We start from the raw sequence: 17579 nt of genomic DNA on the forward strand, positions 1-17579 counted from the left end.
CCTTCGAGGCCCCGCCAGTCCTATTCGGCCGGCGGCGCCGCCTCGATAATCGCCGCGTCCAGGAGCGCCAGGGCACCATCCACGTCCACCGGGGCGAGCAGCAGCGTACTCACGATCAGCCCGGTGATCACCGTGGCGCGGTGAGCGGTGCGCGCCTGATCGGCGGGAAGCGGGGCGTCCACGCGAAGGGCGGCGAGGATCGAGCCCTCGACGCGGCGACGATAGCCCGCGACCACGGCGGCCGCATCGGTGTCCCGCGAGCCGATTCCCGCCCCGGCGCGTACAATCATGCACCCGAACCGCGGGTCCCCGGGTTCCAGCGCGGCCAGGGATGCCGCCATATCGCGCAGATAACGCCGCACGCCGTCGGGGCTTCCGTCGGTCAGGTGGACCAGGCGCGGCTCGATGATCTCATCCAGGTAGTCCTGAAGTGCCGCATCAAACAGGCCCCGCTTATTGCCGAACGCCTGATACAGGCTCGACCGCGACAGGCCGGTCGCCGCTTCCAGGTCGCTGATCGAGGCAACGTCATAGCCGACCGCCCAGAACAGGTCGCGGGCCGCACGCACCACGGCGGCGGTATCAAATTCTCGGGAGCGAGCCATGTTTTCTCACATTCTGCAACGATCGGTTCAGAATCTATTGTACGCTAGTTTCCAGACCCCCTGTTATCTAACGTGAGGAACCCCCAAATGCTTGTCGTCGGACTCGTATTCGCCACCCTGGCCGCCCTGCTGCACTGCTACATCTTCGTGATGGAGTCCGTACGCTGGACCGCCCCCAGCACTCGGAAGACCTTCGGGATCGAGAGTGCCGAGGTGGCCGAAATCACCAAGCCCCTCGCGTTCAACCAGGGCTTCTATAACCTGTTTCTGGCGATTACCTCGCTTATCGGTCTGATCCTGGTTATCGCCGGGACCGAGACGATCGGACTGACCCTGATCATTGCCGGCATCGCTCCGATGTTTGCCGCCGCACTGGTCCTCCTGCTCTCCGACCACACCAAGGCTCGCGCGGCGATCACGCAGGGAACCCTGCCGCTGCTGGGCCTCATCTTCCTCTTTGTCGCACTCGCAACACGCTAAGGCTGTATTTATGAACACCACACCGCTTCCCGACACCACCGTCGAATTCCACCTCGCCGAGCGCCCCGAGGGCTGGCCCACCCCGGACACCTTCCGACGCGTGGAGCGCACCCTGCCCGAGCTCGCCGAGGGTGAGGTTCGGGTGATCAACCGGTTCGTGTCGGTTGACCCCTATATGCGTGGCCGGATGAACCTCGGCGAGTCCTATGTGGCGCCGTTCGAGCTGGATGCGGCCCTGACCGGAGGCGCCGTGGGCCACGTGATCGCCTCCAACGCGCCCGAGCTGCCCGTGGGTACCGCCGTGAGCCACGACCAGGGTTGGCGTTCGGTCGCCCAGGGTCCCGCCGCCGGATTCCGCCGGGCCGCCGAGATTCCCGGCGTCCCGCTGTCCACCTCGCTGGGCATCCTGGGCATGACCGGGCTGACCGCCTTCGTGGGACTGCGCGATATCGCCGAGATCAAGCCCGGTGACGTCGTCTTCATCTCCGGTGCCGCCGGTGCCGTGGGTACCGCCGCCGGACAGATCGCCCGCCTGATGGGGGCCTCCCGCGTGGTCGGCTCGGCCGGCACCGACGAGAAGGTCGCAATGCTGACCGAGCGTTACGGCTATGACGCCGCCTTTAACTACAACGACGCGGCACCGGTCGCCGAGCAGCTGGCCGAGGTGGCACCGGACGGGATCGACGTCTACTTCGACAACGTCGGTGGCGAGCACCTCGAGGCCGCCATCGGCGCCCTGCACCGCGGCGGCCGGGTCGCGCTGTGCGGTGCCAGCTCCGAGTACAACGTCACCGCCCCCAAGGTGGGACCGCGTAACATGAGCCGCCTGATCACCCAGAGCCTGCGTCTGCGCGGATTCACCATCGGTGAGCACGTCGCGGCGGCACCCTCCTTCGCGAAGGCCATGGGGGAGTGGTTCGCCGCCGGGGAGATCGTCTATGACGAGACCGTGGTCGAGGGCATCGAGAACACCCCGCAGGCCTTCATCGACCTGCTCGCCGGAAAGAACGTGGGCAAGATGGTGGTCCGCGTCGAGGCATAATTCGCGCTTCCCACGGGGCGGCGGCATCGGGTACGAAACATTCTGTTTACCGATGCCGCCGCCCTGTAACATTTTGGAAATCAGATCCTGCCGGTTTTGGAAATAACTTCTCGCCAAACTAATCGCAACGGCCTCCACTCCCGATGGAAGCCCAGACGGTTAGGAAAAGCTTATGGACACCGGATCTCTCGCCTGGGGACTCGTCGCCACCGCACTGGTGCTGCTGATGACCCCCGGCGTCGCCTTCTTCTACGGCGGCCTTGTCAAGATCAGCAGCGTCGTCAGCATGCTCATGCTGAGCTTCGGCTCGATGGGCCTGATCGGCGGACTCTGGATCCTCTACGGCTACAACATGACCCACGTCGACAACCCGAGCCAGTTCGCCGGTAACCCGCTCAACGACTTCGGACTGGGCGGCCTCGCCTCGGCGCCGCACGCCAACGAAAACCTGATCGGGGTGGCCTTCGGTGCCACCTTCGCCATCATCACCGTGGCCCTGATCTCGGGAGCGATCGCGGACCGGGCACGCTTCGGCGCCTGGATGGTGTTCGCCGGAATCTGGGCGACCGTGGTCTACTTCCCGGTCACCGCCTGGATCTGGGGTGGAGGCTGGATCCAGAACCTCGGCACTGCCCTGTTCGGTAAGGACGCCGGCATCGAGGTCATCGACTACGCCGGTGGTACCGACGTGCACATCAACGCCGGTGCCGCAGCCCTGGCCCTCGCCCTGATCCTCGGCAAGCGGGTCGGCTTCAAGCCCGGCATCCAGAAGCCCCACAATGTGCCGCTGACCCTGATCGGTGCCTCGCTGCTGTGGTTCGGTTGGTTCGGATTCAACGCCGGTGCCGAGTGGCTCAACGGCCTGAAGAACGTCGGCCTGATCACGATCAACACCCTGGGTGCCACCGCCGCCGCAATCATCGGCTGGCTGATCATCGAGAAGATCCGCCACGGAAAGCCCACCTCGGTGGGTGCCGCCTCCGGTGCCGTCGCCGGCCTGGTTGCCATCACCCCGGCCTGCGCCAACCTGACCCCGGGTTGGGCCCTGGTCCTCGGAGTCCTGACCGGTGCCGTCTGCGCCGTGGCCATCGAGCTCAAGTTTGTCCTCGGCTTCGATGACTCGCTCGATGTGGTGGGTATCCACCTCGTGGGTGGCCTGATCGGAACCCTGTACCTCGGCTTCTTCGCCACCGGAACCGGCCTGTTCGTGGGTGGAGACTTCCGCCAGCTGGTGGTCCAGACCATCGCGGTCTTCGCGGTCCTGATCTACTCCTTCGTGGCCGCCTACGTCATCGGCTGGGTCATCCAGAAGACCATGGGCTTCCGTGTCACCAACGAGGATGAGATCGCCGGTGTCGACAGCGTGGTTCACGGTGAGGACGGCTACGCCCTGACCCCGGTATCCACCGCAACCTCCGAGCACAGCCTCTAGGTTCCCCAGCTCGCGTCGGGTCTTCAAGGGGAGGGCCCGACGCGAAACCTCCTCCGACAGGCGGATTCCGGTTCGAATCAGAACCGCGAACCCCATCCGACCATCGGATCCCCGGTTTGTGCCAGGTCTTCAAGGGGAGGGCCTGGCACAACTCTTTCCCCCTCAAACCGGATGTGCACCGCGCACATCCGGTTCGCTTTTGTTTGTCCGCGACATCCGCCCCGGTCCCTGGCTGGCCGCCGCGAGCGTGCACTAGCGTAGGAGCGTGAACACGTTCCTGAGGATCCTGCGCGACCTGCTGTCGGCCCTAACCGGTCCGAGTCGCCCCACCACCCGTCCCGGCCGTCCCGGAGCCCCGGGGAAGCCCTCCGGTGGCTCGAGGCCGGGGGAGGCACCGAGCCCCGGACAGAGCGGACCGGAGGCCACCCGCGAGGTCGACCCGCGCCGAGTCGGATCCGTAACCATGACCTATGCGCCGAGCCGCGATGGGGACGCCGACCCGGGAGAGATCGTCTGGACGTGGGTTCCGTTTGAGGAAAACGATGGTCGGGGTAAGGATCGCCCGGTCCTGGTGGTCGCCCGGCTCCAGGGATCGGATGTGCTGGCGATCGCGCTCACCTCCAAGCCCCATGCGGGGCAGAGCGACTTCGTACCGATCGGTGCCGGCCCCTGGGACGCGCAGGGACGGCCCAGCTGGGCAAACCTCGACCGGGTGTTCCGGCTGCGCCCGGGCGGCATGCGTCGCGAGGCCTCGGGCCTGGACCGCAAAACCTTCGCGCTGGTGACCGCCGCCCTGAGCAAGCGGTACGGCTGGCGCTGAGCCTGGGGCAACTCAAGCCGTTAAACGAAGGATGGGGATGCCCCAACGGGCATCCCCACAAATCCGGTGATCGGGTGGGCTAGGCGCCCACCTTCTTCTGTCCACGCCGGGCGCGGAGATAGTCGAGTCGTTCGTCCAGGAGAACCTGAAGCTCTTCGCGGGTGCGACGCTCCAGCAGCATGTCCCAGTGGGTACGTGCCTGCTTCTCCTCGCTCGGCTCAAGCTCGATCGGTTCGGTCCCCACCATCAGCACCGCGGCCTCGCCGCAGTTGCGGCACTCCCAGGTGTCGGGTGCTTCGGCGTCGGCCGCAAACACCAGTGCGGTCTCATGGCCGCACTTAGGACATAGGTAGATGTAACGTTCCCGGTCTGAGAACACAACACCCTCTTCGCTCTGTAGGCTCTGTGCCCCGAGGCGCATTCCGCGCAAACTGCGATCCGCCATTGTGTGGTCTCCTCTCGCGTGCTTGCCATTTATACCGGTCTAGCCTGAAAAAACTATGAACGTGGATCGGTTCCCCACACCCTACCGGCCCGGGCAACCGCGCAACAGGCCTGCGGCGCAAAAAGAATGACCCAGTGCGTGGGTCAGATAAAACATCAGGTCACGGGCGACAACTTGGGCCCGGCGTGAAAAATCCCGCGGAGAATGTAAGCGCTCACATTAATGTACCTCGTTCGAGGGCCAAAAACCCTCGGCGCGCAAATCCTCAATCACACTCACGGCAAGGTCACAGCGATCGGTGATGACGCCATCCACGCCGGCCATAATGAGGCGGCGCAGATCGGCCGAATCGTTGATTGTCCAGACGTGAGACTCCACGCCGACACCGCGAAGCCGCGCGATCAGGGCCGGTGTCATCGCGGGGAAGGGACCGTAGCGCTCGGGAAACTGCACGGCATCCACGCGAGCGGCGAGCCGGGTGAATGCGCGGCCCAGGTGCAGCCAGTGGGTGAGGATCAGGACCATTCCGGCCCACCGACCGGGGGAGCTTGCCACCGCGCTCAGACCGCTCAGTGCCCGATGCCGAGTCCGCTCGGAGAATGAGGTCAGCAGGATTCGGGGCTCGGCGTGCGCGCGGAGGATTGCCTCGACCGCGGGATCCACCGCGGCGGCGGACTTCAGATCCACATTAATCGGGGTGGTCGGGAAGGCCTCGAACAGCTCGTCCAGGGTCGCGATCGCCGGGCCGGGGCCGAGCGCGGGATCCCGCAGCTGGTCGAGGGTCAGCGAATCCACCCGGATGCGGCGTCCCGCGCGCAGGAAGTGCGGGTCGTGATGCAGAACGGGGATTCCGTCGGCGCTGACCCGCACATCGGTTTCCAGGTGGGTCGCCCCGGCGGCCACGGCGGCGGCACAGGCCTCGATCGTGTTTTCGGCGATATGCGCCGAAACGGCCAGGCCGCGGTGTGCAAACACGCGCGGGCTGGCCGTTTCAAAAAACGCGGGGGAGTTGCTACTCACCGCTCGATGCGGGGTTCTGCTTGGTGTACCCCAGGGCGGCCGCGATGCCCTCCACGTTGATGCCCTCGGTGTTCACGCCGGCGACCGGAGTCGCGGCACCGGGGGCGCTCGGGGTGGGGGAGTTGTCACCCTTGGGGGTGAAGGCTCCGCCGATGCCCTTGAGGGCCTCGGTGAGCTCGGACGGGACGATCCACAGCTTATTGGCCGAGCCGTCGGCGAGCTTGGGCAGGGTCTGCAGGTACTGGTAGGCGAGCAGCTTGTTGTCGGGGTTTCCCGCGTGAATCGAGGCAAACACGGTCTTGATCGCCTCGGCCTCACCGTTGGCACGAAGCACGGCGGCCTGGGCGTCACCCTCGGCGCGTAGAATCTCCGACTGGCGCAGACCCTCGGCCTCGAGGATCGCCGACTGCTTGGTTCCCTCGGCGGTCAGAATCGCCGCACGCTTGTCCCGCTCGGCACGCATCTGCTTCTCCATCGAGTCCTGAATCGACAGGGGCGGATCGATGGCCTTGAGCTCCACGCGTCCCACGCGGATACCCCACTTGCCGGTGGCCTCGTCGAGGACGATGCGCAGCTGGCCGTTGATGTTGTCGCGGCTGGTCAGCGCCTCCTCGAGGTTCAGCCCACCCACCACATTACGCAGGGTCGTGGTGGTCAGCTGCTCCACCGCGCCCAGGTAGTTGGCGATCTCATAGGTTGCGGCGCGGGCGTCGGTGACCTGGAAGTACACCACGGTGTCGATCGAGACCACCAGGTTGTCCTCGGTGATCACCGGCTGCGGCGGGAACGAGACGACCTGCTCGCGCATGTCGATCAGCGGGCGCAGACGGTCGATGAAGGGGACCAGGATGTTCAGGCCCGGCTGCAGGGTCTTGTGGTAGCGACCCAGCCGCTCCACCACGCCGGAGCTGGCCTGGGGAATGATGCGGACCGCGCGAGCGATCACCACCAGGACAAAGATCACCAGCGCGATCAGGGCGATGATGCCGATAATGGCACCAATTGATACGTCGTCGTTCACGATGTTCCTCTTGTTCTGTGTTGGTTCGCCGCTCTGGCGAGACCTAGACGGGGGGAGTCGCGTCGGGGCGCACCAGAGCGGTGGCACCCTCGATCAGAGCTACGGAGATAACCGTGCCGGGTTCCAGCGCGGTGCCGGGACCATCGGCCACGGTGCGGGCGGTCCAGGTTTCCCCGTTGGAGAGCTTCACCAGGCCGGTGCCGGCGCTCACGGTTTCCAACACCACGCCGCCCTGGCCCACCACGGCGTCCATATTGCTCTTGGTGGGGTCCCCGCCACGCTGAAGTGCACGCAACAGGGGAGGGCGCACCAGCAGGATCAGCAGCATTCCGGCGATACCGGCAATGATGATCTGGCCCCACCACTCCACGTGCAGGATGCCACTCAGCAGCCCCACAAAGCTGCCGATGGCCAGCATGAGGAAGGTGAATTCCAGGGTCAGCATCTCGATGATGATGAAGATCAGGATCAGCGCAAGCCACGCGATCCAGATATACGGGGTAATCATCTCCATGGTCGTCCAATTCCTTTCAGGATGTGGGCGAAAACTCTTGCAGCAAACCTACCAGTTCGGGTGGACAATTCCGCGGAAAAGAGGCGGATCGTTCCCACTTTGTGTTTATATGCCGCGGGCGTGATGGGGCACTCTTGCTAGAATCATCGCTGGGCCTCTTTGCCCGTCTTGTCCTTTCCGCACCCTTCAAGGAGCATCACACAGTGTCTGAAATCCTCGCCCCGGGCAGCCTCGCCGGCAAAAACGTCCTCGTCACCGGTTCCTCTCGCGGGGTCGGCGCGGACACCGTTCGCTACTTTGCCGAGGCGGGTGCCCGCGTCGTGATCAACTTCCGCAACAAGGAGGCGCGCGCGCTCAAGCTGGCCGAGCAGATCCGTACCGCCGGCGGAACCGCGATCACCGTGGGTGCCGACCTGACCGACCCCGCCTCGGTGGCGGCCATGATGGACACCATCCGTGCCGAGTACGGCTCGCTGGACATCCTGGTCCTGAACGCCTCGGGTGGCATGGAGTCCGGCATGGCCGAGAACTACGCCCTGCTGCTCAACCGTGATGCCCAGCTCAACGTGCTGGAGAGCGCCAAGTCCCTGCTGGGAGAGGGCTCGCGCGTGGTCTTCGTGACCAGCCACCAGGCCCACTTCATCCGCCAGACCCCGACCATGCCCGAGTATGAGCCGGTTGCCCTGTCCAAGCGCGCCGGCGAGGACGCCCTGCGCGAGCAGATCCCCGCCCTGGCCGAGGCCGGTATCGGCTTCGTGGTGGTGTCCGGCGACATGATCGAGGGCACGATCACCGCAACCCTGCTGGACCGACTGAACCCCGGCGCGATCGCCGAGCGTCGCGAGCAGGCCGGCAAGCTCTACAACGTGGCCGAGTTCGCCGCCGAGGTTGCCCTGGCCGCCGTCGAGGCCGTGCCCGCCGACAACACCCGCCTGGTGGGGGACACCGGCAGCTTCGGCTCCGGCGAGTAATACGTAACAAAAATCCCGCATTCATAGCGAATGCGGGATTTTTGTGGTTTTTGGGGGAGTGGGTATCGGGCAGGCTACCCGTGACGCCCAAACAGGAACGCCTGAATAATCTGCAGGATGCCGCCGATAACCAGGAAGATGGCCGCAAAAACCAGCAGGATCGCCGCCGTGCTGAGCGGGATGAACAGCACCATCACACCGGCCACGATGCTCAGGATTCCGTAGAGGATCCCGAACCATTTGGCGCGATCATTGCTGCGTCCGGTCAGCGCGGCGATGCCCTCGATGATCCAGGTGATGCCGATGACCGTGGCGAGGATCGTGGCGCCGAAGACCGGGTTTTCCAGCGTGTAGATGCCGCCGGCCACCAGCAGGAGCCCCAGGATGCCGCTGGAAATGCGATACACGGTATCCGAGTCGGTGGCCAGGGCCGCGGCGATCAGGCGCATCACGCCGGCCACGATGAAGTACAGCCCGAATAGCCAGCCCACGGCTATCAGCGCGGATCCGGGCCGAGTCAAGATCAGGATTCCCACCAGAACGGCGACGATGCCCGTGACGCCGAGCCCCACGCGAATCCCGTTCACCGCCGAGTCCTTGAGCTGCCTGCTGTCGATGACGAGTCGTTCACTCATGATCTTTCCCTTCGATCACACCAAACGTATCCGGTACATCCATTCTGACGCAGACACACGTTATGCGGTGGCGGGGCCGCCACTCCGTGCCCAAATCGCAATCAGATCATCGCGCTGATAATGTACATTATGTCAAGTGAACCGTTTTGGGCCCTCCCCGTGGCGCTAGGTCCGCGCCCCCTGTCGGGGAATCCGGGCCGCACGGATGCCATTGAGAATCACGATTACCTCGGCAATCTCATGCACCAGCACCACCCCGGCCAACCCCAGGACGCCCCACAGCGCCAGCGGAACCAGAACCACGATGATCGCCAGCGCGAGCACAATGTTTCCGGTCATGATCCGCAGTCCGCGGCGCGCATGGGCGATCGCCCGTGGGAGCTGGCGAAGATCGGTGCCAACAAACGCAATGTCGGCGGATTCCAGCGCGGCCGCCGAACCCGTCTGCCCCATCGCGATCCCCACATCCGCGGTGGCCAGCGCCGGTGCGTCGTTGATTCCGTCCCCGATCATCGCGGTGGTGGCCGTGCGCCGATACTCCTCGATGACCCGCGCCTTATCGGTGGGCAGCTGCTCGTGATGCACCGCGACAATCCCGGCGCTCTGCGCGAGTGCCTCGGCGGTGCGTGCGGAATCTCCCGTGAGCAGCGCTACCTCAATCCCCTGCGCGCGCAGGGCCGAGACCGTCTCCCCCGCCTCGGGCCGCAGCTCGTCCCGAATGCCGATGACCGTGGTGGCGCGGCCGTCCAGCTCGATCACCACGACGGTCATGCCGACCGCGGCCAGGCGCTCGGCGGCATTCACCAGCGCGCCGTCGGCTTCCGGGTCGAGCAGCCAGCGAACGCTACCCACACGCACTCGGACACCGTCCACGCGTCCGGCGAGTCCGCGACCCGCCTCCTCGGTCACCTCCTGCGCCTCCGGCAGGTTCCCGGCGGGCGCCGCCGCCACGATTGCCCGGGCGAGCGGGTGGGTGCTCCGCGCCTCCAGGGCGGCGGCCGCGATCAGCGCCGAGTCGGAGGATCCGGCCTCCCCGCCCTCGACCGCAACCACCTCGGGCACATTGCGGGTGAGGGTGCCGGTCTTATCAAACACCACCCGACGCACCGCGCCGAGGCGCTCAAACGCCGCCCCCGACTTGACGATCACTCCGAACCGGCTGGCCGAACCGATCGCCGAGATAACCGTGACCGGGACCGCGATCGCCAGCGCACAGGGCGAGGCCGCCACCAGTACCACCAGGGCGCGTTCGGTCCAGAACTCCGGGTCCCCCACTAGGAAGCCAAAAATGACCACGAGGGCCGAGAGGATCAGCACCGCGGGAACCAGCGGACGCGCGATTCGATCCGCCCGGCGGGCCCACTCCCCCTTACGCTCCTGGGCGGCGCTCACCAGCGCGACGATATCGGTGAGCGAGTTGTTGCGACCATCGGCCGTGGCCGTGATGCGCAGGCTTGCCGAGCCGTTGATCGCCCCGGCCGCAATCGGATCACCGGGTGCCACCGAAACGGGGATCGATTCGCCGGTGATGGCCGAGAGATCGACCCCGCCGCGGCCCGCCATAACCACGCCGTCGGTGGCGATCCGATCTCCCGCGGCAACCAGCAATACGTCACCGATGCGCACATCCGCGCCGGCAACCACGCGCTCGTGTCCGCCACGCAGCACGCGCACCTCGGTGGGAATGAGGTCGAGCAGGGCACCCAGGCCGTGACGCGCGCGATCCATCGCGCGGTCTTCGAGCGCCTCGGCCAGGGAGAAGAGGAAGGCCAGGGCCGCGGCCTCGGCCACGTGCCCCAGCAGTACCGCACCCACCGCGGCGATAGTCATGAGTAGCCCCACGGTGAGGCGTCCACGCAGGAGTTTCCGAATCGCGCCGGGAATGAAGTTCCAGGCACCCAGCGCGAGCGAAGCCGCGTGGATAATCAGTGCGGCCCCGGGGAATCCGAGCGCCGAGACGCCGGCACCCATCAGCAGGAGCACCCCCGAGGCGGCGGGGATCAGGACACCGGAATCACGCCACCAGGGAGTCAGCGGTTCGCGGAACGGGGCGTCGTCATCGTCGGTCCCCACCGGGCCGGATCCGGCGGGGCTGACGATGGGGGTCTCGGCGGGACCGCAGCAGGCGTCGGCCACTAGTTCCGCTCCCCCGTGCGCTCGTATGCTCGGGTGCCCGGAACGGCGGCGGAGGTCTCACCGGAACCGTCGGCATCCTCCCCCGGGCAGCACCCGGGTTCGGCACATGCGGCATCGAGGCAGGGTGCACCATCGTCCACCGCCAGCACCACGCCCAGCAGCGATTCGATGGCGCGGGTGATGTGTGGATCGGAGATCTCGTAGCGCGTCGCCCGCCCCTCGGGGACGGCCACCACGATTCCGCAGCCGCGCAGGCACGCCAGGTGGTTGGAGACGTTGGTGCGGGTGAGGTCCAAATCCGCGGCGAGTTTGCCGGTATATCCGGGACCGCTCATCAGTTCAAGCAGGATCCGGGATCGGGTGGCGTCGGCCATGGCACGGCCGAGGCGGTTCATGACGTCGAGACGCGAGGCTAATGTCAGCATGCACTGACTATACAGTGAACGCTGACATATGCCAAGGGCAAGCTTTCCTCCACAGCACACCGGCACGGTGGACTTATCCCCCATTTGCCCCGCCGAAGGCGGCGGGATCGTGTCGAATCGGTAACGTACGAGAGAATAGAGGTTGGCCCGCCGGCGGTGGGCCACGCGACAACGGGAGGATGGACGCGGTGAGTGACGTACTGCGAGAGCTGACGCGGGTGCGGGAGTCTTTTGACAAACCCACCCTTCGTCTCCTCGATCGAAAGTGGGCACCCCTGGTGCTCACCATCTTCCGAACCTCCTTCAGCCGGGAGCGGCAGAGCATCCACGCCGAGCGGCTGCACGTCCAGGTAGATACCTATCTGCAGGAGCTTGCCGCGCTGGGCGAGGAGATTCCCACGGGCACCGGGCGTTCGCTCTGCGTGCAGTGGATGAACGACCGCTGGCTTTACCGATCCAGCGACAACGACGGCGAGGAGCGCTACTCGCTCACCTCTCATGCGCTCGAGGCGTTGGCGCTGGTCGACTCCCTGGCCAAGGATCGCGCTCTGCTGAGTGAATCCCGACTCACAACCATTCTTGACACCATGCACCACTGGGCCACCGAGGCCGATCCCGATCCCCACACCCGCATTCAGCGACTGGATGATCGCATTGCCGAGCTGACGGCCGAACGCGATCGTCTGCGCGGCGGTGGCGAGGTACCCGCCGCCGGAAACGAGCGCATGTATGAGGGATATCAGAACCTGATCGACCTCATCGGCCAACTCCCCAGCGACTTCAAGCGGGTGGAGGAGTCGGTGGCCGCCATGCATCGCCAGATCATCAGCGACTTCCGCGCCGAGGAGCGTCCCATCGGCGAGGTGCTGGATGAGTACCTGGCCAAAACCGATGAGCTCATGGGTGCCACGGCCGAGGGGCGGGCATTCGAGGGTGCCTTTACGCTGCTGCGAAACGAGGAGCTGCTGACGGCGCTTCGCCGAGATATTCAGACCATCCTCGATCACCCCTTCGCCGCCGGATTGGGGTCAGGGGCGCGCCGAGACTTCCGCGGCACCGTTTCGATTCTGCGATCGGGGATCGATGACGTGCTCTCCCAGCGTCGCCGCCTGACCGCGACCCTGCGCGAGCACATCGAAAACCACGATCATGTGCGCGACCGCGAACTCGACGCGGTGCTGCGCGCCCTCGGCCGCGAGCTGGAAACCTGGATGCACACGGCGGGCCCCCGTTCCACGGTCCCGGTGGAACTGCTGCCCGAGGTACCCGAGACGCCGCACCTGCGCGAAAGGCTGTGGGATCCCCTGTCGGCGGCGCCCCCTCCCCCGCTGGAGGATCATGCCGCGGATGCGCCGGCCGCACCCGAGATCGATACCATCCGTGTTCAAGGTGGGCCCTATCTCGAGGAGGTGCGCGCGGCAATTGGTCTTGCGGCACGAGACTCCGAGGAGGCCGCCCTCGGCGACCTCTTCAATACGTTGAGTCCGGACCTGCGCCGGCCGGTGGAGATCTTTGGTTTGCTTCACCTGCTCACCCAGGCCGAGATCGGCGTCGAGCCCGATGCCTACGACGACTTCTCCACCATTCGTCCCGACCACACCGCGCGCACCTTCCGGGTGCCCCGGGTGCGGTTGGATCGTGAGGCGCAGCGCGCACTTGCCCAGATCGAACGAATGTTTGATTCCAATGAGGCGGGCGACGGCGACACTACCAACACCGCACCGACAGCCACGTCCACTCAGACGCCCCGTACCACCCCGACTGCCCAGGAGGACACCCTCGCATGACCCGAGACACGATGATCGAAGACGGCGTGCCCGAGGTTGATCCCGAGGGCACCGTATCGCTGTTCGAGGGCGATGAGGGTCGCCTAGACCTGGCGCAGCGACGCGCGCTGGTCACGCTGCTGCGCGGGCGCTACCTCAGCGCCGCCGACCACCCGCGCGAGTGGAAGACCCTGCTAGCCTCCGAGGCCGTGCTGCGCTCCCGCCTGAACGATCTGTTCCTCGATCTGCATATCGATCGCGCGTATGAGGTCGCGTTTAAGCGTCAGGCTCACCCCGAGGAGGGTGGACGTTTCCCGACCCTGCTGCGCGATACCGCCTATACCCGCGAGGAGACCATTCTCCTGGTGTTCCTGCGTGGACGCTTCCGAAGCGAGCGGGGCAACGGGCGTGAAAGCGTGCATGTTGGGCGCGAGGAGATGCTGGGACGGATCGCCCAGTTCCGCCCCGCGTATTCCACCGACCAGTCGGGTGATGCCCGGAAGGCCGATAAGGCCATCGACTCGATGGCCCGCTCGCAGATTCTGCTGCGCACGGACGATCCCGACCGCTTCCGAATTGCCCCGGTCATCGAGGTTCTGCTGCCGCTCGAACGCCTGAGCGAACTGCTCGAGTGGTTCCGGACGCGCTCCGGGGCGGAGGCCGAGGGTGAGGACCCGAACGTCGAGACCGAGGATGTCGAGACTGAGGATGTCGAGACTGAGGATGTCGAGACTGAGGATGTCGAGACTGAGGATGTCGAGACCGAGGATTTTGAGAATCCCGAAGCCGATAACGGGTCGGTGCCCGAAGCCGATACCGAGACCCACACCGATGAGGAGATCACCCAGTGAGCGACGCCCCCCTCTTCCACATTGACGGCGCCACCGAGGGAACCACCCAGTGGCGCGCCGAGCTGTTCCAGGTGGTGAACTGGGGTGGCTTCCAGGGGCACCATGCGATTCCCCTCTCCCCCACCGCCACGCTTCTGTCGGGTGCCTCGGGTTCGGGTAAGAGCACCCTGATGGACGCCTACCTGGCCCTGATGATGCCCTCGGATACCGCGTTCAACGGCGCCTCGAACGACGCCACCACCGGGCGTGCCCGCGGCGCGGATCAGCGCAACCTGCTGTCCTATCTGCTGGGCAAAACAGACTCCCGCCGCGACCCGGAAACCGGGGTCATGCTCGATCGGGTGCTGCGCGGGGAGAACTCGTCCACCTGGGGCGCCATCTCGATGACCTTCGTGGACGACAATCGGCGGCGCTTCACCGTGCTGCGCACCTATTTTGTGCCGCGTGGTGCCGCCGCCTCGGCGAACGTGTCGATGAAGATGGCGATCCTCGATAGCGAGTTTGACCTGCGTGAGCTGGCGACCATCGCCGAGAGCCGCTTCGATCGCCGGGCGCTGCGCGGCGTGGCCCCCGGCATCCAGGTGTGCGGGACCTATCTGGAATTCGCCCAGAAACTGCACACGCGTCTCGGCATCGGGGCCGGTGGGGACGGGTCCAAGGCCCTGCGCCTGCTCGCCCGGATTCAGGCGGGTCAGCAGGTGCGCACGGTGGATGGTCTCTATAAGTCGATGGTGCTGGAACGCCCGGCCACCTTCGAGGCCGCCGACACCGCGCTGGCGCACTTCGCCGATCTGGAGAAGTCCTACGAGGCAATGGTGACCGAGGATCAGAAGTCCACGGTACTCGGAGCGGTACCCGCGCTGATGACCGAACACGCCCGCGCCCGCGCCGAAGAGGCCACCATCGACACGTTTGGGGTCAATCGGGAGGGTGCGACCGCCTTCAACCTGTGGCGGGTCCGCACCGAACGCGAGCTACTGGAGGCGGCCACCACCGCCAACGCGGCCGATCGACGCGGTGCCCGGGAACGGATCGCCACCGCCCGCGAACACGAGGATGGACTAGCTTCCCGGCTCGCCACGATTCAGCGCCAGCAGCGCGAGAACGGCGGTGACGTTCTCGAAGACCTGGGTCAGCAGCGCACCGCGCTCGAACACCGCCGCGAGCAGGTGGCCCTGGAACGCGACGCGTTTACCGAGCGGGTGACCGTGCTGGGTGCCGTCCCCGAATCCGCCGCCGAGTTCACCGCCGCCCAGGACGCCGCCGACACATTCCTCGCCGCGTATACCGAACGCGAGCAGGAATATGAGGACCGCATCAACGCCCGCGGCCGCGATCAGTATCCGCTCGAATCCGACCGCCGAGCCCTGCGGGACGAGGCCATCTCGCTCAGCGGGCGGACCGGTCTGGTCCCGCCCCACCTGCACCAGGCGCGGCTGGCCCTGGCCGAGGCCGCCGGCCTGAACCCCGCGGACCTGCCGTTTGTGGCCGAACTCATCGACCTGGCATCCGGGGAGGAACGATGGCGCACCGCCGCCGAGGTCACCCTCGGCCCGGTCTCGCGCATCCTGGTTGTGGATGAGGCCCACCTGGACGCCTTCTCGCGCAGCATCGACGAGGTGGAGCTGTCGACCCGGATCGTGTTCGAGGGCGTACCCGCGGGTGCCTTCACGCCGGCGGAGTCCGACCCCGAGATGATCTCGGGCAAGCTGGTCTTCCAGGACTCCCCCTACGCCCACTGGGTGCAGGACCGGGTGCGCGCGGCCCACACCGACGCGCTGTGTGTCGAGTCCGCCGCCGAGCTGCGCGGGTCCGGACGCCGGGTTGCCCCGAGTGGTCAGACCCGAGACGGCAGTCGCGGCGCGCACGGTGACAATAACGTGCGCCCGATTATCGGATTCTCCAACACCGCCCGGCTCACCCAGATCGAAGCCGAGGTGGCCGAGCTGGATGCGCGGCTGGCCGCGCTGGTGGGCGAGATCAGTGCCGAACGAGCGGGTCTGGCCGTGCTGCGCGCGCACCGGGACGCTCACCGCCTGGTGCGCGACGCTCGCTGGTCCACGATTGACGTGACCGCGGTGGAGACCGCGCTCACCGAGCTCGCCGCCGAACGCGAGCGCGTGCTCGCCGACAGCGACGTGCTGCGCAGCCTGGGCGACGAGGAAACCCGCCTGCGGGTCGAGCGCGACGCCGCCCAGCGGGAACGCTTCCTCGCCGAGGACGCCGGCGCCCAGCTGGCCACCGAACACGAGCGCCTGGTGGACCGCGAGGACGAGCTGGCCGAGGCCTGGGAACGGGTCAACACCGCCGAGCTCGCCCCCGAACACGCCGAGCGCCTGAATGAGGAGCTTGCGGCGGTGGGCGGGGGAACCGATCTGGCCGCATTCGATTCGGGGGTCAAGCGCCTGGGCGATCGCCTGCGCGCGCAGTCCACCCAGGCTCGCGAGGCCGCCGCCGCCGCCGAGTCCGCCCTCGAATCGGCGTTCCGGATCTACCAGGACCGCTGGCCCGACCCGAACCTCGGCACCACCATCGAATCGGCCGAGGGGTACCGCGATATCCTCGACACGATCATCACCACCGGCCTGCACGAGCGTCGCCAGGAATGGACCCGCCGACTCTCCGAGTGGAGCGGGCAGGACCTGGTTCCCCTCGGCGGCGCGTTCGATGGCGCGATCGAGGCGATCGAGGAGCGCCTGGATCCGGTGAACGAAATCCTCTCGACCCTGCCCTTTGGCGCCGGTCGTGACCGGCTCAAGATCGCCCTGCGGCGCCTGCACGGTGAGGACGTGACCCGATTCCGACGCGAACTGCGTGAGCTGTCGGCCGGTTCCACCGAGGCCCTGGATGACGCGGCCGCGCAGGAGCGCTTCGGTCGGCTGCGCGCGTTCATGGATCTGCTCCGCGAAAACGGCGAGGGTCGCCGAGACGACCTGCTGGATGTGCGCCGACACGTGGAAATCACCGCCGTCCGCCAGACCGTAGACGGCGTCGAGGTTAGCACCTACTCCTCCCTCGGCGGAAAGAGCGGTGGTGAATCTCAGGAGTTGGTCGCCTTCATCGTGGGCGCCGCACTGCGATTCCAGCTCGGCGATGAATCGCGGACCCGGCCGCGCTTTGCCCCGGTGTTCCTCGACGAGGGCTTCGTGAAATCCGATGCCGAATTCGCCGGACGTGCCGTGGCCGCCTGGCAGGGGCTCGGCTTCCAGCTCATCGTTGGTGCCCCGCTAGATAAGGTCACCGCGCTCGAACCGTACATGGATCGCATGCTCTCGATGACCAAGAACAATGCCAGCGGGCTGTCGTTCGTCGCCGAGATCGCCTCGACCGGTGGGAAAACCGAGGAGGACGCCGCCTAGACCGTACCGCCTGTCGACCGCGGCCCGGTACGGCCCGCGGTCGCACTCAAACGGTGC

General features: G+C 66.5%; 16 protein-coding genes. 8 read left to right on the top strand and 8 right to left on the bottom strand.

Annotated elements, in window-relative coordinates; translation table 11 throughout:
* Positions 1-20 precede the first annotated feature (20 nt).
* Entirely contained in the window at positions 21-605 is a 585-nt protein-coding gene (locus C7C57_RS08145; RefSeq protein WP_030143561.1) for a TetR/AcrR family transcriptional regulator, read from the bottom strand.
* Positions 606-692: 87 nt separating this feature from the next.
* Between C7C57_RS08145 and C7C57_RS08150 the strand changes: the two genes are divergently transcribed.
* From C7C57_RS08150 to C7C57_RS15750, 4 genes are all read left to right on the top strand, one after another.
* Positions 693-1085, top strand: coding sequence for a DUF1304 domain-containing protein (locus C7C57_RS08150; protein WP_187976052.1), 393 nt, complete (start codon positions 693-695; stop codon positions 1083-1085).
* A 10-nt stretch (positions 1086-1095) separates the two neighbouring features.
* A complete protein-coding gene (locus tag C7C57_RS08155) occupies positions 1096-2127 on the top strand; it encodes an NADP-dependent oxidoreductase (RefSeq protein ID WP_187976053.1) in 1032 nt (343 codons plus the stop codon).
* Between the two features lie 172 nt (positions 2128-2299).
* Positions 2300-3559: an ammonium transporter gene (locus C7C57_RS08160; RefSeq protein ID WP_187976054.1), complete on the top strand. Its 1260-nt coding sequence runs from the start codon at positions 2300-2302 to the stop codon at positions 3557-3559.
* A 265-nt stretch (positions 3560-3824) separates the two neighbouring features.
* Entirely contained in the window at positions 3825-4379 is a 555-nt protein-coding gene (locus C7C57_RS15750) for a type II toxin-antitoxin system PemK/MazF family toxin (RefSeq protein ID WP_030143557.1), read from the top strand.
* A gap of 79 nt (positions 4380-4458) precedes the next feature.
* Here the strand turns inward: C7C57_RS15750 and C7C57_RS08170 are convergent, their stop codons facing one another.
* The 4 genes from C7C57_RS08170 to C7C57_RS08185 form a co-directional block, all read right to left on the bottom strand.
* Entirely contained in the window at positions 4459-4824 is a 366-nt protein-coding gene (locus C7C57_RS08170) for an RNA polymerase-binding protein RbpA (protein ID WP_030143556.1), read from the bottom strand.
* A gap of 219 nt (positions 4825-5043) precedes the next feature.
* Entirely contained in the window at positions 5044-5844 is an 801-nt protein-coding gene (locus C7C57_RS08175) for a glycerophosphodiester phosphodiesterase family protein (RefSeq protein ID WP_187976055.1), read from the bottom strand.
* Complete coding sequence (locus C7C57_RS08180) at positions 5837-6865, bottom strand: SPFH domain-containing protein (RefSeq protein ID WP_187976056.1); 1029 nt, start codon at positions 6863-6865, stop codon at positions 5837-5839. The genes C7C57_RS08175 and C7C57_RS08180 overlap by 8 nt, the downstream gene beginning before the upstream one ends.
* Before the next feature lie 43 nt (positions 6866-6908).
* Complete coding sequence (locus C7C57_RS08185) at positions 6909-7379, bottom strand: NfeD family protein (RefSeq protein ID WP_030143553.1); 471 nt, start codon at positions 7377-7379, stop codon at positions 6909-6911.
* A gap of 203 nt (positions 7380-7582) precedes the next feature.
* Between C7C57_RS08185 and C7C57_RS08190 the strand changes: the two genes are divergently transcribed.
* Positions 7583-8350, top strand: a complete 768-nt coding sequence (locus C7C57_RS08190; RefSeq protein WP_187976057.1) for an SDR family oxidoreductase — start codon at positions 7583-7585, stop codon at positions 8348-8350.
* A gap of 74 nt (positions 8351-8424) precedes the next feature.
* On the opposite strand, the gene C7C57_RS08195 is transcribed toward C7C57_RS08190, so the two are convergent.
* The 3 genes from C7C57_RS08195 to C7C57_RS08205 all read right to left on the bottom strand — a co-directional run bounded on the left by C7C57_RS08195 (position 8425) and on the right by C7C57_RS08205 (position 11546).
* Positions 8425-8985 (bottom strand): HdeD family acid-resistance protein, encoded by a 561-nt coding sequence (locus C7C57_RS08195; RefSeq protein WP_187976058.1) that lies wholly within the window; start codon positions 8983-8985, stop codon positions 8425-8427.
* Positions 8986-9150: 165 nt separating this feature from the next.
* On the bottom strand, positions 9151-11121 hold the full coding sequence (locus tag C7C57_RS08200; protein WP_370581396.1) for a heavy metal translocating P-type ATPase: 1971 nt from the start codon (positions 11119-11121) through the stop codon (positions 9151-9153).
* Positions 11121-11546 (bottom strand): helix-turn-helix transcriptional regulator, encoded by a 426-nt coding sequence (locus tag C7C57_RS08205; protein ID WP_187976059.1) that lies wholly within the window; start codon positions 11544-11546, stop codon positions 11121-11123. Before C7C57_RS08205 ends, C7C57_RS08200 begins: the two co-directional genes overlap by 1 nt.
* Before the next feature lie 188 nt (positions 11547-11734).
* Between C7C57_RS08205 and C7C57_RS08210 the strand changes: the two genes are divergently transcribed.
* From C7C57_RS08210 to C7C57_RS08220, 3 genes are read left to right on the top strand one after another with little or no spacing between them, the layout of a single operon-like run.
* Complete coding sequence (locus tag C7C57_RS08210) at positions 11735-13333, top strand: DUF3375 domain-containing protein (protein ID WP_187976060.1); 1599 nt, start codon at positions 11735-11737, stop codon at positions 13331-13333.
* Positions 13330-14163 (top strand): DUF4194 domain-containing protein, encoded by an 834-nt coding sequence (locus C7C57_RS08215; RefSeq protein WP_187976061.1) that lies wholly within the window; start codon positions 13330-13332, stop codon positions 14161-14163. Before C7C57_RS08210 ends, C7C57_RS08215 begins: the two co-directional genes overlap by 4 nt.
* The gene (locus C7C57_RS08220; RefSeq protein ID WP_187976062.1) at positions 14160-17522 is read left to right on the top strand and encodes an ATP-binding protein; all 3363 of its coding nucleotides are present in this window, start codon (positions 14160-14162) and stop codon (positions 17520-17522) included. Before C7C57_RS08215 ends, C7C57_RS08220 begins: the two co-directional genes overlap by 4 nt.
* The last annotated feature ends 57 nt before the right edge of the window (positions 17523-17579 follow it).

Origin of the sequence: Mycetocola sp. JXN-3 (genome assembly GCF_014522285.1) — a bacterium.
GTDB classification, from domain to species: domain Bacteria; phylum Actinomycetota; class Actinomycetes; order Actinomycetales; family Microbacteriaceae; genus Mycetocola; species Mycetocola saprophilus.